Annotated in this window: 22 protein-coding genes, 1 pseudogene and 1 other annotated feature; all 23 genes and pseudogenes read left to right on the top strand. The window is 46.9% G+C overall.

All coding sequences use genetic code 11. From position 1 onward, the window contains the following. Positions 1 to 17 precede the first annotated feature (17 nt). Positions 18 to 1,466, top strand: a complete 1,449-nt coding sequence (gltX, locus tag AZ66_RS07770) for a glutamate--tRNA ligase (protein ID WP_044354312.1) — start codon at positions 18 to 20, stop codon at positions 1,464 to 1,466. A 614-nt stretch (positions 1,467 to 2,080) separates the two neighbouring features. After that, positions 2,081 to 2,827, top strand: coding sequence for a serine O-acetyltransferase (cysE, locus tag AZ66_RS07765; RefSeq protein WP_044354311.1), 747 nt, complete (start codon positions 2,081 to 2,083; stop codon positions 2,825 to 2,827). Between the two features lie 30 nt (positions 2,828 to 2,857). Further along, on the top strand, positions 2,858 to 4,273 hold the full coding sequence (gene cysS, locus AZ66_RS07760) for a cysteine--tRNA ligase (RefSeq protein ID WP_044354310.1): 1,416 nt from the start codon (positions 2,858 to 2,860) through the stop codon (positions 4,271 to 4,273). A 43-nt stretch (positions 4,274 to 4,316) separates the two neighbouring features. Further along, positions 4,317 to 4,796 carry a Mini-ribonuclease 3 gene (locus AZ66_RS07755; protein WP_044354315.1) on the top strand — a complete coding sequence of 160 codons (480 nt, stop codon included), beginning with the start codon at positions 4,317 to 4,319 and terminating at the stop codon, positions 4,794 to 4,796. 34 nt (positions 4,797 to 4,830) lie between these two features. Further along, positions 4,831 to 5,574 carry a 23S rRNA (guanosine(2251)-2'-O)-methyltransferase RlmB gene (gene rlmB / locus AZ66_RS07750; RefSeq protein WP_021259830.1) on the top strand — a complete coding sequence of 248 codons (744 nt, stop codon included), beginning with the start codon at positions 4,831 to 4,833 and terminating at the stop codon, positions 5,572 to 5,574. An 11-nt stretch (positions 5,575 to 5,585) separates the two neighbouring features. Continuing rightward, a complete protein-coding gene (locus tag AZ66_RS07745) occupies positions 5,586 to 6,125 on the top strand; it encodes an NYN domain-containing protein (protein ID WP_021259831.1) in 540 nt (179 codons plus the stop codon). Between the two features lie 206 nt (positions 6,126 to 6,331). Beyond that, positions 6,332 to 6,991: an RNA polymerase sporulation sigma factor SigH gene (gene sigH, locus AZ66_RS07740; RefSeq protein WP_021252474.1), complete on the top strand. Its 660-nt coding sequence runs from the start codon at positions 6,332 to 6,334 to the stop codon at positions 6,989 to 6,991. A 466-nt stretch (positions 6,992 to 7,457) separates the two neighbouring features. Continuing rightward, positions 7,458 to 7,607, top strand: a complete 150-nt coding sequence (gene rpmG / locus AZ66_RS07735; RefSeq protein WP_019420680.1) for a 50S ribosomal protein L33 — start codon at positions 7,458 to 7,460, stop codon at positions 7,605 to 7,607. A 38-nt stretch (positions 7,608 to 7,645) separates the two neighbouring features. After that, positions 7,646 to 7,837 (top strand): preprotein translocase subunit SecE, encoded by a 192-nt coding sequence (secE, locus tag AZ66_RS07730; protein ID WP_028532522.1) that lies wholly within the window; start codon positions 7,646 to 7,648, stop codon positions 7,835 to 7,837. Positions 7,838 to 7,923: 86 nt separating this feature from the next. Next, positions 7,924 to 8,393, top strand: a pseudogene (gene nusG / locus AZ66_RS07725) (transcription termination/antitermination protein NusG). Positions 8,394 to 8,469: 76 nt separating this feature from the next. Further along, entirely contained in the window at positions 8,470 to 8,895 is a 426-nt protein-coding gene (gene rplK, locus AZ66_RS07720) for a 50S ribosomal protein L11 (protein WP_021252471.1), read from the top strand. Positions 8,896 to 8,957: 62 nt separating this feature from the next. Then, positions 8,958 to 9,650, top strand: coding sequence for a 50S ribosomal protein L1 (rplA, locus tag AZ66_RS07715; RefSeq protein ID WP_021252470.1), 693 nt, complete (start codon positions 8,958 to 8,960; stop codon positions 9,648 to 9,650). Between the two features lie 103 nt (positions 9,651 to 9,753). Beyond that, positions 9,754 to 9,919: a sequence feature (ribosomal protein L10 leader region), on the top strand. Between the two features lie 61 nt (positions 9,920 to 9,980). Further along, entirely contained in the window at positions 9,981 to 10,484 is a 504-nt protein-coding gene (rplJ, locus tag AZ66_RS07710; RefSeq protein ID WP_021252469.1) for a 50S ribosomal protein L10, read from the top strand. A 46-nt stretch (positions 10,485 to 10,530) separates the two neighbouring features. Then, positions 10,531 to 10,896, top strand: a complete 366-nt coding sequence (gene rplL, locus AZ66_RS07705) for a 50S ribosomal protein L7/L12 (protein WP_044354309.1) — start codon at positions 10,531 to 10,533, stop codon at positions 10,894 to 10,896. Positions 10,897 to 11,077: 181 nt separating this feature from the next. Then, complete coding sequence (locus tag AZ66_RS07700) at positions 11,078 to 11,692, top strand: class I SAM-dependent methyltransferase (RefSeq protein WP_044354308.1); 615 nt, start codon at positions 11,078 to 11,080, stop codon at positions 11,690 to 11,692. Between the two features lie 366 nt (positions 11,693 to 12,058). Then, positions 12,059 to 15,601, top strand: coding sequence for a DNA-directed RNA polymerase subunit beta (gene rpoB, locus AZ66_RS07695; RefSeq protein WP_021259834.1), 3,543 nt, complete (start codon positions 12,059 to 12,061; stop codon positions 15,599 to 15,601). Between the two features lie 152 nt (positions 15,602 to 15,753). Next, positions 15,754 to 19,377: a DNA-directed RNA polymerase subunit beta' gene (rpoC, locus tag AZ66_RS07690; protein WP_021259835.1), complete on the top strand. Its 3,624-nt coding sequence runs from the start codon at positions 15,754 to 15,756 to the stop codon at positions 19,375 to 19,377. A gap of 185 nt (positions 19,378 to 19,562) precedes the next feature. Next, entirely contained in the window at positions 19,563 to 19,817 is a 255-nt protein-coding gene (locus AZ66_RS07685; protein ID WP_021259836.1) for a ribosomal L7Ae/L30e/S12e/Gadd45 family protein, read from the top strand. 134 nt (positions 19,818 to 19,951) lie between these two features. Further along, the gene (gene rpsL / locus AZ66_RS07680; protein WP_005544563.1) at positions 19,952 to 20,371 is read left to right on the top strand and encodes a 30S ribosomal protein S12; all 420 of its coding nucleotides are present in this window, start codon (positions 19,952 to 19,954) and stop codon (positions 20,369 to 20,371) included. 32 nt (positions 20,372 to 20,403) lie between these two features. Beyond that, on the top strand, positions 20,404 to 20,874 hold the full coding sequence (gene rpsG, locus AZ66_RS07675; protein ID WP_021252463.1) for a 30S ribosomal protein S7: 471 nt from the start codon (positions 20,404 to 20,406) through the stop codon (positions 20,872 to 20,874). Positions 20,875 to 20,936: 62 nt separating this feature from the next. After that, positions 20,937 to 23,012 (top strand): elongation factor G, encoded by a 2,076-nt coding sequence (fusA, locus tag AZ66_RS07670; protein WP_021259837.1) that lies wholly within the window; start codon positions 20,937 to 20,939, stop codon positions 23,010 to 23,012. Between the two features lie 105 nt (positions 23,013 to 23,117). Beyond that, entirely contained in the window at positions 23,118 to 24,311 is a 1,194-nt protein-coding gene (gene tuf, locus AZ66_RS07665; protein ID WP_021252461.1) for an elongation factor Tu, read from the top strand. A gap of 243 nt (positions 24,312 to 24,554) precedes the next feature. Continuing rightward, a partial coding sequence (locus AZ66_RS07660) for a protoglobin domain-containing protein (protein WP_231586779.1) occupies positions 24,555 to 25,209 on the top strand: 655 nt, incomplete at its 3' end.

The following is a 25,209-nucleotide window of genomic DNA, read 5'->3' as shown; positions in this document are numbered from 1 at the left end:
ACGGGAGTGAAGCAATCATGAATAACGATATTCGAGTTCGTTACGCACCAAGCCCTACAGGACACTTACATATTGGTAATACGCGTACGGCATTGTTTAACTATTTGTTCGCACGTCACCATGGGGGCAAGTTCATCGTTCGCATCGAGGATACGGACGTGAAGCGCAATGTGGAAGGCGGAGAAGAAAACCAATTTACGTACATGAAGTGGCTCGGCATGGAATGGGATGAGAGCATTGATGTAGGCGGGAATTTCGGCCCGTACCGTCAGACGGAGCGCTTGGATATCTATAATAAATATGTGGACGAGCTTCTAGAGCGCGGTCTTGCCTATCGCTGCTATTGTACGGAAGAAGAGCTTGCAGCGGAGCGGGAAGCACAAGTTGAACGCGGAGAGACGCCGAAGTATTCCGGCAAGTGCTGCAGCTTGTCCGCTGATGACCATGCACGCCTGGAGGCTGAAGGACGCAAGCCTAGCATCCGCTTCCGCGTGCCGCAAGGACGCTCGTATACCTTTAACGATATGGTTAAAGGTGAAATTACGTTTGAATCCGATACAACAGGCGACTGGGTTATCGTGAAGAAGGACGGTATACCTACTTACAACTTCGCGGTTGTCATCGATGACCATTTGATGCGGATGTCTCACATTCTGCGCGGAGAAGATCATGTAACGAACACGCTCCGCCAATTGATGATCTTTGAAGCGTTTGGCTGGGAAGCACCTGTATTTGGACATATGACGCTCATCGTAAATGAGAATCACAAGAAGCTCAGCAAACGGGATGAGTCGATCATTCAATTTATTGAACAATATGAGCAGCTCGGCTACTTGCCAGAGGCAATGGTTAACTTCATTGCATTACTTGGCTGGTCACCAAAAGGGGAAGAAGAGATCTTCTCAATGGAGGAGCTCATCTCGATCTTTGACGAGACGCGCTTGTCCAAGAGCCCTGCTGTATTTGATACGAATAAGTTGACGCATATTAATAATACGTATATGAAGAAAGCGGACCCTGAACGCATTGCGGCATTGTCGATTCCTCACCTCCAGCGTGCAGGACGCTTGCCAGAGCAGCTGAATGAAGAGCAGCAAGCTTGGGCGGCTGCACTTGTGAAGCTGTATCAGGAGCAAATGAACTGTGCATCTGACATTGTGGAATTGTCAGAGATGTTCTTCCGTGAAGAACTTGTCATCGACGAAGAAGCAAAGGCAGTACTCACTGAAGAGCAGGTTCCTACCGTATTGGCAGCACTTCGTGCGAAGCTGGAAGCTGCAACGACTTGGGATGCAGATACGATCAAGGTATCCTTAAAGGAAGTGCAGAAGGAAACAGGCGCCAAAGGCAAAGGTCTGTTCATGCCGGTTCGTGTTGCAGTATCTGGACAAATGCACGGCCGTGATTTGAATGAGACGATTGTTCTACTTGGTAAAGAGAAGGTACTAGCTCGCTTGAATGGATAAATCAGTTTTGATGTTTTTGAATAGGATTTGATTCGAATGCACATGCGGATAACTTTCATCGATTGTTATTGTCATGCAGTAGGTGCTTCGAATATACTTAACGATAGAATCCTTTTCATTATTTCGTTCTGAAGGAAAGTCATGCTTCGTACAGTGTGATTGAGCATACTAATAATAGCGTTGAACGGGAGAGTATAAGCGGGATAAAAATGAACAGAGAGAACGATCGAGATAAGGTATACTATGGATCTGGTGTCCATCCCTCCTTACAGGCTGTGAGTCGTTCCATTTTTAAGCTTATGCGATGCACCCGGAAGCTCCATCCTTGAGCATGTACATGGTACATGGGTAGGGGGTGGCGAATCATCCGCGTTAAGGATGTTCAAGAGGGGCAACAGGTATTTGGCTATGTCATGGTTTTGTATCCGGTGTAAGCGGAGGATAGATATACGATGGCAATAGCGGAGATATGATGTTGTCCAAGCAGAGTGGAACCGCGCATCGCGTCTCTGCAGCATCATGCTGCAGGGGCGTTTTTTATTGTGATGAATTTATCTATCCGCTTGAGAGAGAGGATTGCTAACTCAATTCGCTGAGTTCCGGGGGGACAGAGCATGTGGCGTGTCATTCGAAGAATGAAATCTGATGTGCAGGCGGTGTTCGATAACGACCCGGCGGCGCGCAATCGATTCGAAGTAATCTTTACCTATTCAGGCCTGCATGCCATCTGGGCGCATCTCATCGCACACCGATTCTATCGTTGGCGCTGGTTTACGACTGCACGCATTATTTCGCAAATAAGCCGGTTCATGACGGGAATTGAAATACATCCTGGAGCGCGGATTGGCCAAAGACTGTTTATCGACCATGGCATGGGAGTTGTCATTGGCGAAACCTGTGAGATTGGCGATGATGTAGTCATTTACCAAGGCGTAACACTTGGAGGTACGGGGAAAGAGAAGGGGAAGCGGCATCCGACGATTGGTAACAATGTAGTTATTGCTTCTGGATCGAAAGTGCTTGGCTCCTTCACTATTGGAGACAATTCAAGCATTGGAGCCAATTCCGTCGTGCTCCGGGAAGTACCGCCGAACTGTACAGTCGTGGGCATTCCAGGACGTGTAGTGAAGCAGGATGGAGTGCGCATTGACCGCCTGAACCATGCCCAACTGCCTGACCCAGTGATTGATATGCTTCGAAGCATGCAGATTGAGATGGATGCATTGAGAGCTGAACTGCACCAACTTAAGCATCTCCAAGGCAGAGCCTCTGAAATTGCAGAGGATGAAAGTCAAAAAAGCCTGCCAATAGAGGAGTCTGTCCAACAACCAAGGAAAGAACTTGAGAAAGTGAACAAATAAATGCTCGAACATCAAGGAGGAGTGACTTGCATGACCTTGCACATTTATAATACGCTGACACGTGCGAAAGAGCCGTTTCAGCCGATAGATCCGGATCGCATCACGATGTATGTATGCGGGCCAACTGTGTATGACTTTATCCATATCGGAAATGCGCGGCCTGCGATCTTTTTTGACGTTGTCCGTCGTTATCTAGAGACGCTGGATTATGAAGTAAACTACATCGTGAACTTCACAGATGTTGATGATAAGCTGATCCGCAAAGCAGCTGAACTTGGATCTACGGTACCTGAGGTGTCGGAGCGTTTTATTCAGGCTTTCTATGAGGATAATGATGGTCTTGGCATTCGCCGTGCATCGAATAACCCGCGTGTAACGGATAATATGGAGGAAATCATCACCTTCATATCGGAGTTGGTAGCAAGCGGTCGGGCTTATGAGTCGGGTGGCGATGTATACTTCCGTACCAGAGAGTTTGCGAAGTACGGTCAGATCTCCCGCCAGAACGTGGATGAGCTCCAGTTGGGTATTCGTATCGAAGTTGATGAGCGCAAGGAAGATGCTGCTGACTTCGTATTGTGGAAAGCAGCCAAGCCAGGCGAAATCTCATGGTCTAGTCCATGGGGAGAAGGTCGCCCTGGTTGGCATATTGAATGCTCTGCGATGTCGCGCAAGTACTTGGGTGACACGATTGACATCCATGGCGGTGGTCAGGATCTGCAGTTCCCGCATCATGAATGTGAAGCAGCGCAGTCCGAATCCGTAACAGGCAAGCCGTTAGCCAATGTGTGGATGCATAATGGATACATTAATATTGATAATGAAAAAATGTCGAAGTCCCTTGGCAATGGAGTGACGGTTCAACAGCTGCGCAAGCAATATGATCCAGCTGCGCTGCGCTACTTCATGTTGTCGACACACTATCGCAACCCACTGAACTTCAATGCAGAAGCGATGGAACAGGCGGAGAAGAGCGTTAGCCGCATAGCGAATGCAGTTACGAATGTCCGCCATGCATTGGCATCTCTGAATACAGATCCATCTGTGCAGGAAGATGCGAACGAGGCACTTCAAGTGAAGATAGCTTCCATTCTAGAGACCTTTGATGCGAAGATGCAGGATGACTTCAATACGGCAGATGCCATTACTGCTGTATTCGAATGGGCAAGTGAGGCGAATTCGTATTTGCAGCAAGCTGATTTGCTTGCAGCTGGGGATTTGGAAGCGTTGCTGGATGCCTTTGAAGCGATGAACGAGGTACTTGGGCTGGTATTGGAGAAGGAAGAGGAATTGCTGGATGAGGAAATCGACCAACTTATCCAAGAACGCAATGATGCTCGCAAAGCGAAAAAATGGGCGAGAGCCGATGAAATTCGCGATCTGTTAACCGAGCAGGGGATCGTTCTGGAAGATACGCCTCAGGGTGTGCGCTGGCGCCGGAAATAGTGGCAGCGGCATTATGGTCGACGAAGGAGCTTATGCATACGCAATGAATGATAATCAACAGGAACATCAATCGACTACTATAGAAGCAAGGTCAGGGGATGCTGGAACATGGCTGTTCCCTTTCGCCCCGACCAAGCAGCCGCAGCAGCTTAATCCGATTGTACTCGCTTATATAGGCGATGCGATCTTCGAAGTTGCCATCAGACAATATCTTATATCACAGCCGAATCATCGGCCGAACCACCTGCATCGTGAAGCGACGGGGTATGTATCTGCCAAGGCGCAGGCGCGTGCGCTATCGCTTCTGATGCCGATATTAACAGATGAGGAAGCAGACGTCGTTCGTCAAGGACGCAATACGAAGTCCAGTGTGCCGAAAAGTGCGAACGTAAGTGAATATAGACAGGCTACAGCGCTAGAATCTTTATTCGGCTATTTATATCTGAATGAAAATTTTGAACGGATGCGGAAATTCGTTACTATGATTGTTCAAGCACATGGGACAGAGCAGCAGCAAAAGTAAAAGGGAAACATCTAGACGGGAGGCTCACATACGCATGCAAGAAGAAGAATATATTGCCGGGAAGCATTCGGTTACCGAGGCGCTCAAATCCGGGAGAACGATAAATAAAGTATGGATTGCGGAAAATGCACAAAAACATTTAACAGGGCCGATTATTGCAGAAGCCAAGAAAGCTGGCGTCGTGATTCAAATGGTCGATAAGCGCAAGCTCGATCAAATGGTCGAGGGGGTTCAACATCAAGGAGTTGTCGCACAGGTTGCAGCTTATCATTATGTAGAAGTGGAAGATATCTTGGCTCAAGCAGAGGCCAAAGGCGAGACTCCGTTTCTGATCCTCTTGGATGAGATCGAGGATCCACACAATTTGGGTTCCATTCTTCGTACAGCGGACTGCACAGGTGCGCATGGCGTTGTTATTCCGAAGCGCCGCTCAGCTGGACTGACTGCTACGGTATCTAAGACATCGGCTGGAGCTGTTGAGTACGTGCCGGTAGCCAAGGTGACGAACTTGGTTCAGACGATGCAGCAGCTTAAAGACCGCGGAGTGTGGATCGTAGGTACAGATGTAACAGCAACTCAAGACATTTATGAAGCGGATGTATTCAATCTCCCAATCGCGCTTGTCATTGGCAACGAGAATAAAGGAATGGGCAGACTTGTTCGGGAAAATTGCGATATGTTGTATAAGCTTCCAATGGCAGGGCAAATTAACTCGCTTAATGCGTCGGTAGCTGCAGGCATCTTCATGTATGAGGTCGTGCGCCGGCGTCGCGGCTGAGGCTGCTCGGTATGGAACGGCAGGATTGGCGCGATGTGCTTCTTGTTGACGGATACAACATGATCGGGGCATGGCCGGAATTAAGAGAGCTGAAAGATAAAGACTTAGATGAAGCAAGAGAACGACTGTTAAATATGCTTGCAGACTATCTAGCATACTCGGGCCGAAGAGTAATTGTGGTGTTCGATGCATATCGCGTTCCTGGCTTAGGTGCCAAATACATGCAGGGTAAAGTCTCTGTACAGTTCACGAAGGAGAAAGAGACAGCGGATGAATGCATCGAGCGGCTTGCTAGGGAGCTTGGGCATCGCCGCCGTCAAATCTATGTAGCAACATCGGACATGACAGAACAAAACGTAGCTTTTGCACAAGGTGCACTTCGTATTTCGGCACGTGAACTGAGACTCATTATTGTACAGGCCCGGCGCGAGGTGGAGACGAAGATTCGAGAACAGGCACTGCAGCCGATCAAGCGTAATCCGATTGAAGGCAAGCTTAAGCTCGAACAACTGCTTAAGCTTGAACGTCTGCGCCGAGGGGAAGAAGATTGAGGAGAGTAGGACAGGAGCATGAACGTCATTTTCAACGTTATTATTGGCGTATGCAGTCAAATGCATAGACTTATTTTGGAATAATGCTCAAATTCCGCACAGGATAAGGCTTCCTTTGGTTGACGATGATAGATAGATTCATATATACTGAATCTATCATTTGTGATGTAACGGGTGGATTGCGTTGCAGGCCGGAGGGATTGCTAGTGAGTGTTGACCTCAAAGTATTAAGCACCTCCTCATACGATCGTTCGTCGGATGAACAGCTAGTCGACGCGGTCAGGGAGGGAGATAGCGAAGCGCTCGAATACTTAATTAACAAGTACCGCAATTTCGTTCGAGCAAAAGCACGCTCATATTTTCTAATCGGCGCTGACCGTGAGGATATTGTTCAAGAGGGCATGATCGGATTATACAAGGCAATTCGTGATTTTAAGGGAGACAAGCTGGCATCATTCAAGGCATTCGCCGAACTGTGCATTACGAGACAGATTATTACTGCGATTAAGACGGCGACGCGCCAGAAGCACATACCATTGAATTCTTATGTGTCATTGGATAAGCCGATATATGACGAAGATTCAGATCGCACCTTGCTAGATGTGATTGGTGGCTCGCGGGTGTCTGATCCAGAAGAATTGATCATTAATCAAGAAGAATTCGTTGGGCTCGAGGACAAGATGTCTGAAATTTTGAGCGATTTGGAACGGAAAGTGCTCATGTTGTACTTGGATGGGCGTTCCTATCAGGAAATTGCCGTTGATCTGGATCGCCACGTCAAATCGATAGACAATGCGCTGCAGCGAGTCAAGCGAAAGTTGGAGCGATATTTGGAGTTGCGGGATGGCGGGGATAGCGGATGTTAATTAGTCGAATACAGATGTAGGAGCTTATCAACCTAGTATGGGAGATAGGCTCTTTTTCATTGTGTACATACTGTTCCCGGTTGAAAGCAATTAATTTTACATCGAAAGTTTACGAGAATGAAGGTTTAGATTACGTAATATTCCACCATACTGATAGCGACTAGGAACATTAGTGATCTTTTCCTTTGTCAAGCAGCTGTCGGATATGATAGAGTGAATGACATCGCCCCCCACGGCGTCAACATCTTATCATTGACATCATTTGCCCCTTGTGATAAAGTGTTTTAGGTAGCCCTAAATATGCGTACGTATTTACTGAATAAGAAATGATTGGTTATTAGACTGAGAGTGGATTATTCAGCGAACAAGAGACGATTTGTCCCCCTGTAGAAGGATGGTCAATCCGTTTCTGCTTGGGGAAATTCGACGCTTCTTATCATTAAGGTGTCTTCAGGAGGTGTACTACATGCGGGTAATCGTTACGATGGCTTGCACGAACTGCAAACAACGCAACTATACGACAACAAAGAACAAACGTAATCACCCAGACCGCATTGAGTTGAAGAAATTCTGCAAGTTCTGCAACGAGCATACTTCTCATCGCGAAACGAGATAAGTCTGATGGAGGTGTAGTCCGTGGCTTTCTTCGGGAAACTGAAACAAAGTTTCGGTTCGATGTTTTCCTTCTTTGCCGACAGCTGGGGTGAATTAAAAAAGGTTCGCTGGCCCAGTCGTAAAGAACTGACAAGCTATACGATCGTCGTTTTAGCCACGGTTATCTTTATGACGCTTTATTTCTGGGTCCTTGATATCGGAATTTCCGCGATAGTCGAAGCGATTATTTAATAAAGTCCCAAGGTGGCTTAGTTATGGAAAAAAGATGGTACGTTGTTCATACCTACTCAGGTTATGAGAACAAAGTTAAAGCCAATTTGGAAAAGCGCGTTGAATCCATGGGCATGGAAGACAAAATATTCCGCGTTCTTGTTCCGATGGAAGAAGAAATGGTAAACAAGGATGGCAAAAGAAAATTGTCATGCGTAAAGTTTACCCGGGTTATGTTTTGGTTGAAATGATTCAGACGGATGAGTCTTGGTATGTTGTTCGCAACACACCAGGGGTTACCGGATTCGTCGGATCTACCGGCTCTGGTTCAAAGCCTATTCCACTGTTGCCTGAAGAGGTCGATCAGATCTTAAAGACAATGGGCATGGAAGATCCGAGAGCAAAAGTCGATTTCGACTTGAAGGAATCGGTTCGCATCATGGTAGGGCCTTTCGCGAACTTTGTCGGTACGGTCGAAGAGATCATTACAGACAAGCAGAAGCTTAAGGTTCATGTCAACATGTTTGGAAGGGAAACCCCTCTTGAGTTGGATTACCACCAAGTGGAGAAGATCTAATACATCTTTCTATTGGTTTCTACTGTGAGATAGGGCAACCTGAACCTCACATAACTAGCGCAAGGAGGTGTTTGAAATGGCGAAAAAGGTCATTAAAGTCGTTAAATTGCAAATTCCAGCGGGTAAGGCGAATCCAGCGCCTCCGGTAGGTCCAGCATTGGGTCAAGCGGGTGTCAACATCATGGCGTTCTGTAAGGAATTCAATGCGAAAACAGCTGATCAAGCAGGTTTGATTATTCCTGTTGAAATCTCTGTATTCGAAGATCGTTCCTTTACGTTCATCACGAAGACTCCACCGGCTGCAGTATTGTTGAAAGTAGCGGCTAAGGTCGAAAAAGGTTCCGGTGAACCGAACACGAAAAAAGTTGCAACAGTGAAACGCGACGTTGTACGTCAAATCGCTGAGCAAAAAATGCCTGACCTGAACGCAGCATCCGTTGAATCGGCTATGCGTATGGTTGAAGGTACAGCTCGCAGCATGGGCTTTGTCGTAGAAGACTAATACGTTCTTCTTTGGCGCATGTGGGAGGTTAATCCGTTAAAACCACAAAGGAGGAAATAATCATGGCAAAACGTGGCAAGAAATATGTCGAAGCTGCAAAGCTTATCGATAGAGATGCTGCTTATGAGTCGATGGAAGCCATTGAGTTGGTTAAGAAATCGGCTACAGCAAAATTCGACGAAACAGTTGAAGTTGCTGTTCGCTTGGGTGTAGACCCTCGTAAACAAGACCAAGCTGTTCGTGGGGTAGTTGTACTTCCACACGGTACAGGTAAAACAAAACGCGTTCTCGTCTTTGCAAAAGGCGAAAAAGCAAAAGAAGCAGAAGCAGCTGGTGCTGATTTTGTAGGCGATCAAGATATGATCAACAAAATTCAACAAGGCTGGTTCGACTTCGATGTCTGCGTAGCTACGCCAGACATGATGAGCGAAGTAGGTAAATTGGGACGTATCCTCGGTGGTAAAGGTCTCATGCCTAACCCTAAAGCTGGTACGGTTACATTCGACGTTACTAAAGCTGTTCAAGAGATCAAAGCTGGTAAAATCGAGTACCGTCTGGACAAAGCAGGACAAATCCACGCACCAATCGGTAAAGCTTCTTTCGATGCAGACAAGTTGCATGACAACTTCAAAGCGTTGATCGATGCATTGAACCGTGCGAAGCCAGCAGCGGCTAAAGGCGTGTATTTGAAAAACATCGCGGTTTCTTCCACGATGGGCCCTGCAGCACGTGTGAACACAGCATCTTTCCGCTAAGATTTATTCTTTAGGGGGATCTGTTGGCAAGTTTTGTGAGTGGTTGACATGGTTCGACTATCCATGCTATGCTAATAGAGTTGCTAACACATGATGTGCAATTAACTTTTGAATAATCGTACCGTAGACAGTAGGTGCCGAAAGGCTTAATCTCCTACCGAGGTGTTCGAAATAGACTGAGTGCTTGGGGCGTGTCGTTGACACGTCTGCGCACCAAGTGCTATCGTGATGCCTCTGTAGTAAACTGCAGGGGCTTTTCTTATGCTGAAGTAGGTAGAAGATCTCGGACAGGATGCGGTGTTAAGTAGAACCTTGTAGGAGGTGGAACGAGTGGCAAACGCAAAAGTAATCGAAGCGAAACAGCAAGCTGTACAAGATATCGCTGAGAAATTCCGTAGCAGCGCTACAACGGTTGTTGCTGACTACCGTGGATTGACAGTATCTCAAGTTACTGAACTTCGTAAGCAACTGCGCGAAGCAGGCATCGAATTCCAAGTGTTGAAAAATACATTGGTACGCCGTGCGACAGCAGAAGCTGAGTTGTCTGAACTTGATGAAGTATTGTCTGGTCCGACAGCTATCGCATTCAGTCGTGAAGACGCAGTAGCACCTGCGAAAATCTTGAACGACTTTGCGAAGAAAAACGAAGCTCTTGAAATTAAGGGTGGAGTAGTTGAAGGTCGCGTCGTTGACGTGGATCAAATCAAAGCTTTGGCAGCATTGCCTTCCCGCGAAGGATTGTTGTCCATGTTGCTCAGCGTGCTCCAAGCACCAATGCGCAACTTCGCATTGGCTGTCAAAGCCGTTGCAGAGAAGAACGAAGCGGAAGCGTAAGCTTAATCGCGTAACATACACTTTACTAAATATGGAGGTTTAACAAATGAGCAAAGAGCAAATCTTGGAAGCCATCAAAGGCATGTCCGTATTGGAATTGAACGACCTTGTTAAAGCAATTGAAGAAGAATTCGGCGTAACTGCAGCAGCTCCTGTAGCTGTAATGGGTGGCGCAGCTGGCGACGCTGGCGCAGCTGAACAAACTGAATTTGACGTAATCTTGACTGCACCAGGCGCAGGCAAAATCAACGTTATCAAAGTTGTTCGCGAAATCACTGGTCTTGGCTTGAAAGAAGCTAAAGACTTGGTAGACAACTGCCCGAAACCATTGAAAGAAAAAGTAAGCAAAGAAGACGCAGAAGCAGTAAAAGCGAAGCTCGAAGAAGCTGGCGCATCTGTAGAAGTGAAGTAATCTCTGCTTGCAAAGTGCGAACCCCTTGGAACTTGTTTTCAAGGGGTTCGTTGTCTAAGATACGACTTACCGATTTAGCTTAGGTGTCATCGAATACGAAGTGTAAATAGGGAACTCGACGCGCATCTTAGCCAATGAACGATAGCACTTTTTATTTTCACCATGACAGGAAGGGATCAAGATGGCAGGGCATTATTACAGCAAGCGTCCAGACGTAGAGCATGATCGTAAGAAATGGACGGCATCCTTGCGAGGTATGCAGCTAGCATTCGTGTCGGATGCCGGTGTATTTTCCAAGGGCGGTGTCGATTACGGCAGTCGAGTGCTGATTGATTGCATGGACATTCCTGAAGACGCCACCGTTCTTGATGTCGGCTGTGGCTATGGGCCGATTGGATTAACAGCTGCAAAGCTGGCTAAGCGCGGACGAGTAACGATGGTAGATGTGAATGAGCGCGCTTTAGATTTAGCGAGAGAGAACGCTCTTCTAAATGGAGTCCATAACGTCACGATTCAAGAGAGTGATGGACTCAATGCGCTAGGCTGTGAGCAGTATTCTGTTATTCTCACCAATCCGCCGATTCGTGCAGGCAAAGAGGTTGTTCATCGAATCTTTGAACAATCCTATGAGCATTTAGCGGACGGAGGTTCTCTATGGATTGTCATTCAGAAGAAACAGGGAGCACCATCAGCGGAAGCGAAGCTGCAGCAGTTGTTTGGAGAAGATAACGTAGAGTTAGTTGTGAAGGACAAAGGGTATCGGATCTATCAAGCGAAGAAATCATTTCCAAGTTGACTCTGAGTGCCCAATATGGTATTATTATAAAATGTCAGTATTAGGATGGACTCCATGTCTACACATGGACCAAATGTCAAGCCTTTTTTTGAAAGGATGCATACATTTTTGCGAAATGACGTATAATGTTTACATTTTGGGCAAGTCTATCGGATATGTAGTTGTATCGACAACAGGAAACGGCGACACGGGGGAAAACGGCGTCCATCGCATTTGCGTTTTGCCGTGAACGTGCGTTTTTCTTTTTTCTGACATTTTGTACTATATTATTTGTTTTTAGAGTCTCTTTCGTGGACTTTATTATAAAGGATACCGAAAAGGATTCGCAATCCATTTTTGTGAGTAGACATGAGGGGTGAGTTAAAGTTGGCAGGACATCTTGTTCAATATGGACGACGCACTCGGCGCAGTTATGCGCGCATCAAAGAGGTACTCGAAGTTCCGAACTTGATTGAAATCCAACAGAAATCGTATCAATGGTTTTTGGACGAAGGATTGCGCGAAATGTTCCAAGATATTTCGCCGATTCAGGATTTCACAGGTAATTTGGTTTTGGAATTTATCGATTACAGCTTGGGTGAACCCAAATATACAGTCGATGATTCGAAAGAACGCGATGTAACTTATGCGGCGCCGCTCCGCGTGAAAGTGCGCCTTCTTAACAAAGAGACCGGAGAGGTCAAAGAGCAGGAAGTGTTTATGGGTGATTTCCCGCTCATGACGGAAACGGGCACGTTCGTCATTAATGGTGCTGAACGTGTAATTGTCAGCCAGTTGGTTCGCTCTCCGAGTGTCTATTTCAGTACTAAAGTTGACAAGAACGGGAAGAAAACTTACACGGCGACAGTTATTCCGAATCGTGGTGCATGGCTGGAACTTGAGATGGATGCGAAGGACATTATCTATGTTCGTATCGACCGTACTCGTAAAATTCCAGTTACAGTATTGCTGAGAGCACTCGGATTCGGTACAGACGAGCAAATCTTAGATTTGCTTGGCCATGATGAGTATATCCGCAATACGCTGGACAAAGATAATACGGATTCAACAGAGAAGGCTCTGATTGAAATCTACGAGCGTCTGCGTCCGGGCGAACCTCCTACACTCGAGAATGCAAGAAGCTTGCTGATTGCACGTTTCTTCGATCCGAAGCGCTATGATCTAGCGAATGTAGGTCGTTACAAGATTAATAAGAAGCTTCACATTAAGAACCGTTTGTTCAATCAACGCTTGGCGGAATCGCTTGTTGATACAGAAACAGGCGAAATCATTGCTGAAGCAGGTCAAGTTGTTGACCGTCGTCTCTTGGACGAAATTCTGCCTCGTCTTGAAAGCAATGTAGGTTTCAAAACCTATCATGTGGCAGGCGGAGTTATGGAGTCGGAAGATATTCCGGTTCAGGTAATCGACGTGTTCTCGCCAATTGAGGATGGCAAAGTCACTAGAATTATTGCAAACCGCAATATCGACAAGTCCGTGAAGAACATTACTCCAGCGGATATCATTTCGTCGATCAACTACTTTATTAACTTGCTGCACGGAATTGGTAGCACAGATGATATCGACCACTTGGGTAACCGTCGTCTGCGTTCCGTTGGTGAATTGCTGCAGAACCAGTTCCGTATCGGTTTGTCCCGTATGGAGCGCGTTGTGCGTGAACGGATGTCCATTCAGGATGCGAACGTAATTACGCCACAGGCGCTCATTAACATTCGCCCTGTTATTGCATCGATTAAGGAGTTCTTCGGTAGCTCCCAGTTGTCTCAGTTTATGGATCAGACGAACCCACTTGCGGAACTTACGCATAAGCGTCGTCTGTCTGCACTCGGACCTGGTGGTTTGACGCGTGAGCGCGCGGGCTTTGAAGTTCGTGACGTTCATCCATCTCACTATGGCCGTATGTGTCCAATCGAGACTCCAGAGGGTCCGAACATCGGTTTGATTAACTCCTTGTCTACGTTTGCTCGAGTGAACGAGTATGGCTTCATTGAAGCACCATATCGTTGGGTCGATCCGAAGACAGGGCAGGTTACAGAACAAATCGATTACATGACTGCTGACGAAGAAGATAACTATGTAGTCGCACAGGCGAATGCGCCGCTGAATGAAGATGGCACATTCCGTGACGATACAGCTATCGTTCGTTACAACAAGCAATCTGATAACATCTTGACGATGCCTACGGAACGTGTTGACTACATGGACGTATCGCCGAAGCAGGTTGTGTCGGTAGCGACAGCGCTCATTCCGTTCTTGGAGAACGATGACTCCAACCGTGCGCTCATGGGATCAAACATGCAGCGGCAAGCGGTGCCTTTGCTCATACCAGAAGCTCCGTTTGTTGGTACAGGAATGGAATACAAGTCTGCAAAAGACTCTGGTGTATGTATCGTCTCCAAAGTAGACGGTGTCATCGAGCGTGTTACAGCGAATGAAGTTCAAGTTCGCAAGGTTGAAGTGATTGATGGTAAAGAGGTCAGAGGTGACCTCGTCAAATATAAATTGCAGAAGTTTATGCGTTCCAACCAAGGAACATGCATTAACCAACGTCCACTTGCCAAGAAAGGCGATATCGTTAAGAAAGGCGACATCTTGGCGGACGGCCCTTCCACAGAGGTCGGTGAGTTGGCCCTTGGACGCAACGTTGTCGTCGCGTTCATGACATGGGAAGGTTACAACTACGAGGATGCAATCTTGCTCTCCGAGAAGATGGTGAAAGAGGATGTATACACATCCATTCACATCGAGGAGTACGAGTCCGAAGCTCGTGATACGAAACTTGGACCAGAAGAAATTACTCGTGATATTCCGAACGTCGGCGAAGAAGCGCTCAAGAACTTGGATGAGCGCGGAATCATCCGTGTCGGTGCGGAAATTAAAGATGGTGACATTCTCGTTGGTAAAGTAACTCCTAAAGGGGTTACGGAACTGACAGCAGAAGAACGCCTCTTGCATGCAATCTTCGGCGAGAAGGCACGTGAAGTTCGTGATACTTCCTTGCGTGTGCCTCACGGTACTGACGGTATCGTCGTTGATGTTAAAGTATTTACACGTGAGAACGGGGACGAACTCCCTCCAGGTGTGAATCAACTCGTTCGTGTTTATATTGCCCAAAAACGTAAAATTTCCGAGGGCGATAAGATGGCGGGACGCCACGGTAACAAGGGTGTCATCGCACGTATCTTGCCTGAAGAAGATATGCCGTTCCTTCCAGACGGTACGCCTGTTCAAGTCGTCTTGAACCCACTAGGGGTACCATCGCGGATGAACATCGGTCAGGTACTCGAGGTTCACTTGGGTATGGCGGCTCGTTATCTCGGTATGCACATGGCTACTCCGGTATTCGACGGTGCTACAGAGTATGACGTGTTCGATACGATGGAAGAAGCAGGCATGCAGCGCAACGGTAAGACAATCTTGTACGATGGTCGTACAGGTGACCCGTTCGAGCGCGAAGTTACGGTTGGTGTCATGTACATGATCAAGCTCGCGCACATGGTTGATGATAAGATCCATGCTCGTTCTACTGGACCATACTCTCTCGTTACGCAGCAGCCGCTCGGTGGTAAAGCACAGTTCGGTGGTCAGCGCTTCGGGGAGATGGAGGTATGGGCACTCGAAGCCTATGGTGCAGCTTATACCTTGCAAGAGATTCTTACAGTCAAGTCCGATGATGTCGTCGGCCGCGTGAAGACGTATGAATCGATTGTGAAGGGCGAAAATGTTCCTGAGCCAGGTGTTCCTGAATCGTTCAAAGTCCTTATCAAAGAGCTGCAAAGCTTGGGTATGGATGTCAAGATCTTGACAGAGAACGAAGAAGAAATTGAGATGCGTGAAATCGATGAAGATGACGATATTCCGCAAGATAAGTTGAATCTCGGCATGGATGACGAGTACGTCACCGAGTAAGCTGCCGAAGTCGTATAACGTTGGATCGGACGGTGGCCGTTAGCGAATTGCTATACGGCCACCGCCAGCCCATATATGGTTCGAACACAGAATTCCGCTCCTGTGTACTGACAGAGCGGTACACTCAAGTACAGATTAAGGAGGGTCGCTCCTTGATGGACGTCAACAATTTTGAATTTATGAAAATCGGGCTTGCCTCTCCCGAAAAGATTCGTTCTTGGTCCCGTGGCGAAGTCAAGAAGCCGGAAACGATTAACTATCGTACGCTCAAGCCGGAGAAAGAAGGTTTGTTCTGCGAGAAGATTTTCGGACCGACGAAGGACTGGGAGTGTCATTGCGGTAAATACAAGCGTGTACGTTACAAAGGCGTTGTCTGTGATCGATGCGGCGTTGAAGTAACACGACAGAAGGTGCGTCGTGAACGGATGGGCCATATTGAATTGGCTGCTCCTGTATCGCACATTTGGTATTTCAAGGGGATTCCAAGCCGGATGGGCTTGGCGCTGGACATGTCTCCACGCTCCTTGGAAGAGATCATTTACTTTGCTTCTTATGTTGTAACAGAACCTGGGGATACACCTCTTGAGAAGAAGCAATTGCTTTCTGAGAAGGAATATCGCAGCTACCGTGAGAAATATGGTCATGCATTCCAAGCAGGTATGGGTGCTGAAGCAGTTAAGAAGCTGTTGCAAGACTTGGATGTTGATAAAGAACTTGAAGTGCTGAAGGAAGAGCTTCGTACGGCACAAGGCCAACGCCGCAACCGTGCGATCAAGCGACTAGAAGTAATCGAGGCATTCCGCAACTCTGGTAACCAACCAGATTGGATGATTCTCGATGTTCTTCCTGTTATTCCTCCTGAGCTTCGCCCAATGGTACAGCTCGATGGCGGTCGTTTCGCGACGTCTGACTTGAATGACCTGTATCGTCGTGTAATTAACCGGAACAACCGCTTGAAGCGTTTGCTTGACTTGGGTGCTCCGGACATTATCGTGCAGAATGAGAAGCGTATGCTGCAAGAAGCAGTAGACGCCTTGATCGATAACGGTCGCCGTGGTCGTCCAGTTACGGGCCCTGGTAACCGTCCATTGAAATCGCTTAGCCATATGCTCAAAGGTAAGCAAGGTCGCTTCCGTCAGAACTTGCTCGGTAAACGGGTTGACTACTCTGGTCGTTCCGTTATCGTCGTAGGTCCTTACTTGAAGATGTACCAATGTGGTTTGCCGAAGGAAATGGCACTTGAGCTGTTCAAACCTTTTGTCATGAAAGAACTCGTGAATAAAGGTTTGGCACACAACATTAAGAGCGCGAAGCGTAAAGTAGAGCGCATTAGCCCGGAAGTATGGGACGTTCTCGAAGAAGTCATTCGCGAGCACCCAGTATTGCTTAACCGTGCACCAACACTTCACCGTCTCGGTATTCAAGCATTTGAACCGATTCTGGTAGAAGGGAAAGCAATCCGTCTTCACCCTCTCGTATGTACGGCCTACAACGCCGACTTCGACGGTGACCAAATGGCGGTTCACGTTCCGTTGTCTGCAGAAGCACAAGCAGAAGCTCGTCTTCTTATGCTTGCTTCCGGCAATATCTTGAACCCGAAAGACGGTAAGCCAGTAGTAACACCATCTCAGGATATGGTTCTTGGATCCTTCTACTTGACGATGGACAACAAGGAAGCTAAAGGATCAGGTATGATCTTTGGCTCCGTCAATGAGGCTGTATCTGCTTACCAACGTGGTTCAGCATCCTTGCACGCACGTGTTGCAATTCCAGTACGTGAATTGGGCAAGTCTGACTTTACTGAAAAACAACAAGATGCGTTCCTCATTACAACGGTTGGACGTATCATTTTCAACGAAATATTCCCGGCAGATTTCCCGTACATCAATGAGCCGACGAAGCGTAATTTGTTCGAGGGAACACCGGAACATTATTTCGTATATGAGAAAGGCGCGAATATTAGAGAGATAATCGAAAATATTCCGCAAACAGGTGGCGTAGGTAAAGACTATCTGGGTCAAATTATCGCTCGCTGCTTCGATATTTTCCATACGACGAAGACTTCTGTCATCTTGGACCGTATCAAGGAAATCGGCTTCACGTACTCCACGAAGGCAGGAATCTCGATCGCGGTATCCGACGTTATCGTACCGCAAGAGAAAGTGGATATCTTGAAGGAATCCGAAGAGAAAGTACGCGTGATTACGAACCAATATCGTCGCGGTCTGATTACGAACGAAGAGCGTTATGACCGTGTTATTGAAGTTTGGTCGAATACGAAAGATCGGATCACCGAAATTTTGATGAAATCGATGGAACGCTACAACTCCATCATGCTCATGGTTGACTCCAAAGCACGGGGTAATAAATCGCAGATTACTCAGTTGGGTGGTATGCGTGGTCTCATGGCCAACCCGTCCGGTCGAATCATCGAGTTGCCAATTAAATCGAACTTCCGTGAGGGCCTGACGGTCTTGGAATACTTTATTTCCACTCACGGTGCGCGTAAGGGTCTCGCGGATACGGCCCTTCGTACGGCTGACTCGGGTTACTTGACACGTCGTCTCGTCGATGTTGCACAGGACGTTATCGTTCGCGAAGAGGATTGCGGTACGGATAAAGGCTTCTTAGTAGCCAACATTTCAGACGGCAAGGAAGTTATCGAAGGCTTGTACGATCGTATCGAAGGTCGCTATTCTGGCGAAACGGTTCGTCATCCGGAAACAGGGGAGATCCTTGTTAACCGCAACGAACTTATCGATACGGATAAGGCAGAATTGATTGTCAACTCTGGCGTATCGAAGTTGATGATTCGTTCCGTACTCAGTTGCCGTGCTCGTCACGGTGTATGTAAAATCTGTTACGGTCGCAATCTCGCGACTGGTAAGCACGTTGAAATTGGTGAAGCAGTTGGTATCATCGCGGCACAGTCCATCGGTGAACCAGGTACACAGCTCACCATGCGTACGTTCCATACCGGTGGTGTTGCGGGTGACGATATTACACAAGGTTTGCCGCGTATCCAAGAATTGTTCGAGGCGCGCAATCCGAAAGGGCAAGCGATCATTTCCGAAATCGATGGTGTGGTTAAGGAAATTCGTGAAGCGAAAGATCGTCGTGAAATCGAAGTCCAAGGTGAGGCAGAGTCTAAAGTGTACTCCGTCACATACGGTTCTCGTGTCCGCGTAAGCGAAGGCATGGCAATCGAAGCCGGTGATGAGATTACAGACGGTTCTATCGACCCTAAAGAAATGCTCCGTATTAAAGGTATCCGTGGCGTTCAGAACTACATCTTGCAGGAAGTTCAACGCGTATACCGGAACCAAGGGGTAGAAATTAACGATAAGCACGTTGAAGTTATGATCAAGCAAATGCTTCGCAAAATCCGTATCATCGATGCGGGTGAAACGACATTGCTTCCAGGATCATTCGTTGACATGCATGAATATGAAGCAGCGAACAAAGAAGCGATCCTCTCTGGCAAGGAACCTGCTGTTGCGAAACCGATCTTGCTCGGTATCACGAAGGCATCCTTGGAGACAGACTCCTTCTTGTCTGCAGCATCCTTCCAGGAGACGACTCGCGTTCTTACTGATGCAGCGATCAAAGGTAAAGTTGACCAATTGCTCGGCTTGAAAGAGAACGTTATTATCGGTAAGTTGATTCCTGCAGGTACAGGTATGAACCGTTATCGCAGCGTTAAAGTGATTAATCCGCTTGATGAGGAAGTAACGGAAGAATCCCTAGATACAGCGGGTGTTGGCGCAGCGGAGTAAGCTCTACTATAGAGGTTTCAAATGTGATGGATGGCGCTGTCTATACGGCGCCAACCTCCATTTTTGTGACAAATATATCGTTTTAAAAAAGAAGTTATAAAATTGCTTGACACTGGGTAAACGAAGTGCTATTATGTCGTAGTGTGCCCAAGACAAAGACCTGTACTTTTGGAGGAACATGCTTCATGTCTAATGAAAAAGGTTTACAGGATGCAATAATTCGTATTGGGACGAAGCAAACATTGAAGATGGTTGAACTTAATAAAGCCATCGAGGTGTACATTGCCGAAGACGCTGATGAACACGTTACATCGAAAGTCGTAAGCTTATGTGAGAAGAAGGGCATCAAGTTGACGTATGTCAGCACGATGCGTGACCTTGGCAAGGCATGCGGCATTGAAGTAGGTGCAGCCGTCGCAGCTGTCGTTGAAGAAGAATAAGGAAGCCATTGTTTTTGTAACAGAAGAAATTCTGGGGCAAAGACATTTCATTTGTTCATTTATGAACCACCTGGATCTGTGGACTTAGATGAATGATTTGTGAAGGTGTCATAATATGGGAAGGGGGTGCCAACATGCCAACAATTAACCAATTGGTACGTAAGGGCCGCAAAGATAAAGTAACTAAATCCAAATCCCCAGCTTTGCAAAAAGGTTTCAACGCTTTGAAACGCGAAGAAACGGATTTGAGCGCGCCACAAAAACGCGGTGTCTGCACTCGTGTAGGTACAATGACTCCGAAGAAACCGAACTCCGCGCTTCGTAAATATGCTCGTGTTCGCTTGACGAACCGTGTAGAAGTTACAGCGTACATCGGTGGTATCGGCCACAACTTGCAAGAGCACAGTGTTGTTCTCGTTCGTGGTGGTCGTGTAAAAGACCTTCCGGGTGTTCGTTACCACATCGTTCGCGGTGCATTGGATACTGCAGGTGTAAACAATCGTATGCAAGCTCGTTCCAAATACGGTACGAAACGTCCTAAAGCTAAGAAATAAGAAGTTAAAGCTACTCAGAAAGGGGGATTCACATGCCACGCAAAGGTCCTGTTACTAAGCGCGACGTGTTGCCGGATCCGGTGTATAACAGCAAGCTTGTTACTCGCTTGATCAACCGCATCATGCTCGACGGTAAACGTGGTGTTGCTCAATCGATCTTGTACAACTCTTTCGAAATCATTCGTGAGCGTACAGGCAACGATCCTATGGAAGTATTTGAAGCAGCACTGAAAAACATCATGCCAGTCCTTGAAGTTAAAGCTCGCCGTGTAGGTGGTTCTAACTATCAAGTACCTATCGAAGTTAAACCTGAGCGCCGCACATCCTTGGGATTGCGCTGGTTGGTTAACTACTCCCGCAACCGCGGTGAGAAAACGATGGAAGAGCGTTTGGCAGCAGAGATTATCGATGCTTCCAACAACACTGGTGCAGCAGTTAAGAAACGCGAAGATACGCACAAAATGGCTGAAGCGAACAAAGCGTTTGCTCACTACCGTTGGTAGGATAAGGCTGTTTTGGTCTCGATATTCGAGTAACCAAACCCAATTTGAAGGGAGACCATTCCATGGCAAGAGAGTTCTCCTTAGCAAATACGCGTAACATCGGAATCATGGCTCACATCGATGCCGGTAAAACAACAACTACGGAGCGTATCTTGTTCTACACAGGCCGTACTCACAAAATCGGAGAGGTGCATGAAGGCGCCGCTACGATGGACTGGATGGAACAAGAGCAAGAGCGTGGTATTACGATCACTTCCGCTGCGACTACAGCGCAATGGAAGGGCCATCGTGTAAATATCATCGATACTCCGGGGCACGTTGACTTTACGGTAGAGGTTGAGCGTTCCCTTCGCGTATTGGACGGAGCAGTAGGCGTGTTCTCCGCTAAAGAAGGCGTAGAGCCGCAATCTGAAACGGTATGGCGTCAAGCTGACAAGTACAGCGTACCTCGTATCGCATACGTTAACAAAATGGACATCATCGGCGCTGATTATCTCAACGTTATTGAGTCCATGAAGGATCGTTTGCAAGCGAATGCTGTTGCAATTCAGCTTCCTATCGGTGCAGAAAACGACTTCACAGGCATCATTGACTTGATGGAAGAGAAAGCTTACATCTTCAAAGATGACCTGGGTAAAGAAGTTGATGAAACAGAAGTTCCTGCAGAGTTCAAAGACCAAGTCGCTGAACTTCGTATGGAAATGGTAGAGAAAATCGCAGAACTCGATGAAGATCTGATGATGAAATACCTCGAAGGAGAGGAAATTTCGGTTGCAGAACTGAAAGCTGCTCTTCGTAAAGGGGTATGTAGCGTTCAAATCTTCCCAGTAGTATGTGGTTCTTCCTACCGCAACAAAGGCGTACAGCTCATGATTGATGCTGTCGTTGACTACTTGCCATCGCCACTTGATGTACCTGATATTAAAGGTCATCTTGAAGATGGTGAAGAAGAAGTTCGTCATTCCTCGGACGAAGAGCCATTCTCGGCACTCGCGTTCAAGATCATGACTGACCCTTATGTTGGTAAGCTGACGTTCTTCCGCGTTTACTCTGGTGTATTGAACTCCGGTTCTTACGTCTTGAACGCGACAAAAGGCAAACGTGAACGTATTGGCCGTATCCTTCAAATGCACGCGAACAGCCGTGAAGAAATCGCTACAGTACATGCTGGCGATATCGCTGCTGCCGTTGGTTTGAAAGATACCGGTACAGGCGACACACTCTGCGATGAGAAGTCTCCGATCATCTTGGAATCCATGAACTTCCCAGATCCGGTTATCAGTATCGCAGTTGAGCCGAAGACAAAAGCAGACCAAGATAAAATGGGTACTGCTTTGTCGAAATTGACAGAAGAAGATCCAACACTTCGTGTTTACACTGATGAGGAGACAGGTCAAACGATCTTGTCTGGTATGGGTGAGCTTCACCTTGATATCATCATCGACCGTATGCGTCGTGAGTTCAGAGTTGAGACGAACGTAGGTAGCCCACAGGTTGCTTATCGTGAGACATTCCGTCAACAAGCTAAAGTTGAAGGTAAATTCGTACGTCAGTCCGGTGGTCGTGGTCAATACGGTCACGTATGGATCGACTTCGAACCTCTCGAAGCAGGATCAGGATTCGTGTTCGAGAACAAAATCGTTGGTGGCGTAGTCCCTCGTGAATACGTACCTGCGGTTCAAGCTGGTATTGAAGAATCCATGAAGAACGGTGTCTTGGCAGGCTTCCCATTGGTTGACCTCAAGGCTACTATCTTCGATGGTTCCTACCATGATGTTGACTCCAATGAAATGGCGTTTAAAATCGCTGGTTCCATGGCGCTTAAAGCTGCTAAGGACAAGTGTAAGCCAGTATTGCTTGAGCCAATCATGAAAGTAGAAGTTACAGTACCAGAAGAGTACATGGGCGACGTTATGGGTATGTTGAACTCCCGCCGTGGTCGTATCGAAGGTATGGATACTCGTGCAGGTGCACAAATTATCCGTGCTAAGGTACCTCTCTCCGAGATGTTCGGTTACTCCACAACATTGCGTTCCGGTACTCAAGGACGCGGTGTGTTCTCTATGGAACTCTCTCACTATGAAGAAGTTCCTAAGAATATCTCCGAAGAGATTATCGCGAAGAACAAAGGCGAGTAATTTCGCTTCTGATTCATTTGCTATCGGCTGAGCGCATGACTTGTCATGTGTCTCGGCTGCTTATAACATATATCTATTCCACTTATTGAAGGAGGACTAGTTCAAATGGCAAAGGCTAAGTTTGAACGTACGAAACCGCACGTTAATATCGGTACAATTGGTCACGTTGACCATGGTAAAACAACTTTGACAGCGGCTATCACAACAGTTCTGTCTAAAAAATATGGTAACGGTGCAGCTGTAGCATTCGATCAAATCGATAAAGCTCCAGAAGAGCGCGAGCGCGGTATCACAATCTCCACGTCCCACGTAGAGTATGAGTCCGCTAACCGTCACTATGCACACGTTGACTGCCCAGGTCACGCCGACTATGTTAAAAACATGATCACTGGTGCTGCTCAAATGGATGGCGCGATTCTCGTAGTATCCGCAGCTGACGGCCCAATGCCACAAACACGCGAGCACATCTTGTTGTCTCGCCAAGTAGGCGTACCTTACATCGTCGTATTCATGAACAAATGCGACATGGTTGAAGACGAAGAATTGTTGGAATTGGTAGAAATGGAAATTCGCGATTTGCTTAGCGAATACGAATTCCCTGGCGATGACACTCCAGTTATCCGCGGTTCCGCTCGTGAAGCTCTTCAAAACCCAGACGGAGAATGGGCTGACAAAATCGTTGAGTTGTTCACACAAATCGACGAGTACATCCCAACTCCAGAACGTGACACTGACAAGCCATTCTTGATGCCAGTCGAGGACGTATTCTCCATCACTGGTCGTGGTACAGTTGCTACTGGCCGCGTAGAGCGTGGTACTGTTAAAGTCGGCGACGAGATCGAAATCGTTGGTATCCAAGAAGAGACTCGTAAGTCCGTAGTAACAGGCGTTGAAATGTTCCGTAAACTTTTGGATTCCGCTCAAGCTGGTGACAACATCGGTGCGTTGCTTCGTGGTGTAGACCGCAGCAACATCGAGCGTGGTCAAGTATTGGTTAAGCCAGGTTCGGTTAAACCACATACTGAGTTCACTGCTCAGGTTTACGTTTTGACTAAAGAAGAAGGTGGCCGTCATAAGCCATTCTTCACAGGCTACCGTCCACAGTTCTACTTCCGTACAACGGACGTAACTGGTATCATCAACTTGCCAGAAGGTACTGAAATGGTTATGCCTGGTGACAACATCACAGTTACTGTACAATTGATCGCTCCAATCGCGATTGAAGAAGGTACACGCTTCGCGATCCGCGAAGGTGGCCGTACAGTAGGTGCTGGTGCGGTTGCAACTATCATTAAATAATGATATTACCGACAATAGTCGGTAATAAGAGCCCCTTATCCTTATGGATAAGGGGCTTTTTGCTTTACAAAAAACACAGCTTTTGTTCAATATTCTTTCAAGAAGTCCCTTCCAGATCACTGTACATGATTTCTGTTATAGCGCTATAATATCTAACAATATAAACTTACATATAGGTATGTAGAGCTAGTAATATAGGGATTTAGGCCGATAAGTGAGGCGCAGGAAGGAAGAGCGACTGAAATGAGCAAAAAGCTATTAGGATGGGCAGGAAAGTGGTATAAGGAACAAACTGTGGATAGATGTGCACCAAAATCCGTAGAAGGTAATTTAATGGAGCAAGGTATGATTCATTTATCCACAACTCATCCTATACATAAACAGATCGAAGTGATCGAATTGACAACAGAAGACCTAACTTTACTGCGTCAGCTCAAGCCATATTTATTGCCGCACATGAAATCATTAACGGAGGCATTTTATTCGGTTATTTTGAGTGTAGAGCATTTAAAGCAACTCATAACAAAACATAGTACAATCGAACGATTGCAGTTAACGCTCGAGCGTCATATCGAAGAAATGTTTGATGGAAAAATAAATGAGGAATTTGTAGGGAAACGAATTCGGATCGCAGACGTTCATCGCCATATCGGGCTCGATACGAAATGGTACATGGCAGCTTTTCAGAATATGCAGAACCGGCTTCTTGATCTGATTGCAGCGGAGATCTACAATGCAGAAGATCGAATGAAGGCGATTTTGGCTGTGAATAAAATATTGAACTTGGAACAACAGCTTGTTCTTGAGGCATATGAAGAACGAAACCGATTAGAACGAGAAGAACAATATCAACAGGTCAAGAATGAACTGAAGGGGAGTATCGCACAACTTAGTAATC

The organism is Paenibacillus sp. E194, from assembly GCF_000935845.1.
Lineage (GTDB): Bacteria > Bacillota > Bacilli > Paenibacillales > Paenibacillaceae > Paenibacillus_B > Paenibacillus_B alvei_B.
The sequence above is the reverse complement of the archived record's forward strand: the minus strand, read 5'-3'. Positions and strand labels throughout refer to the sequence as shown.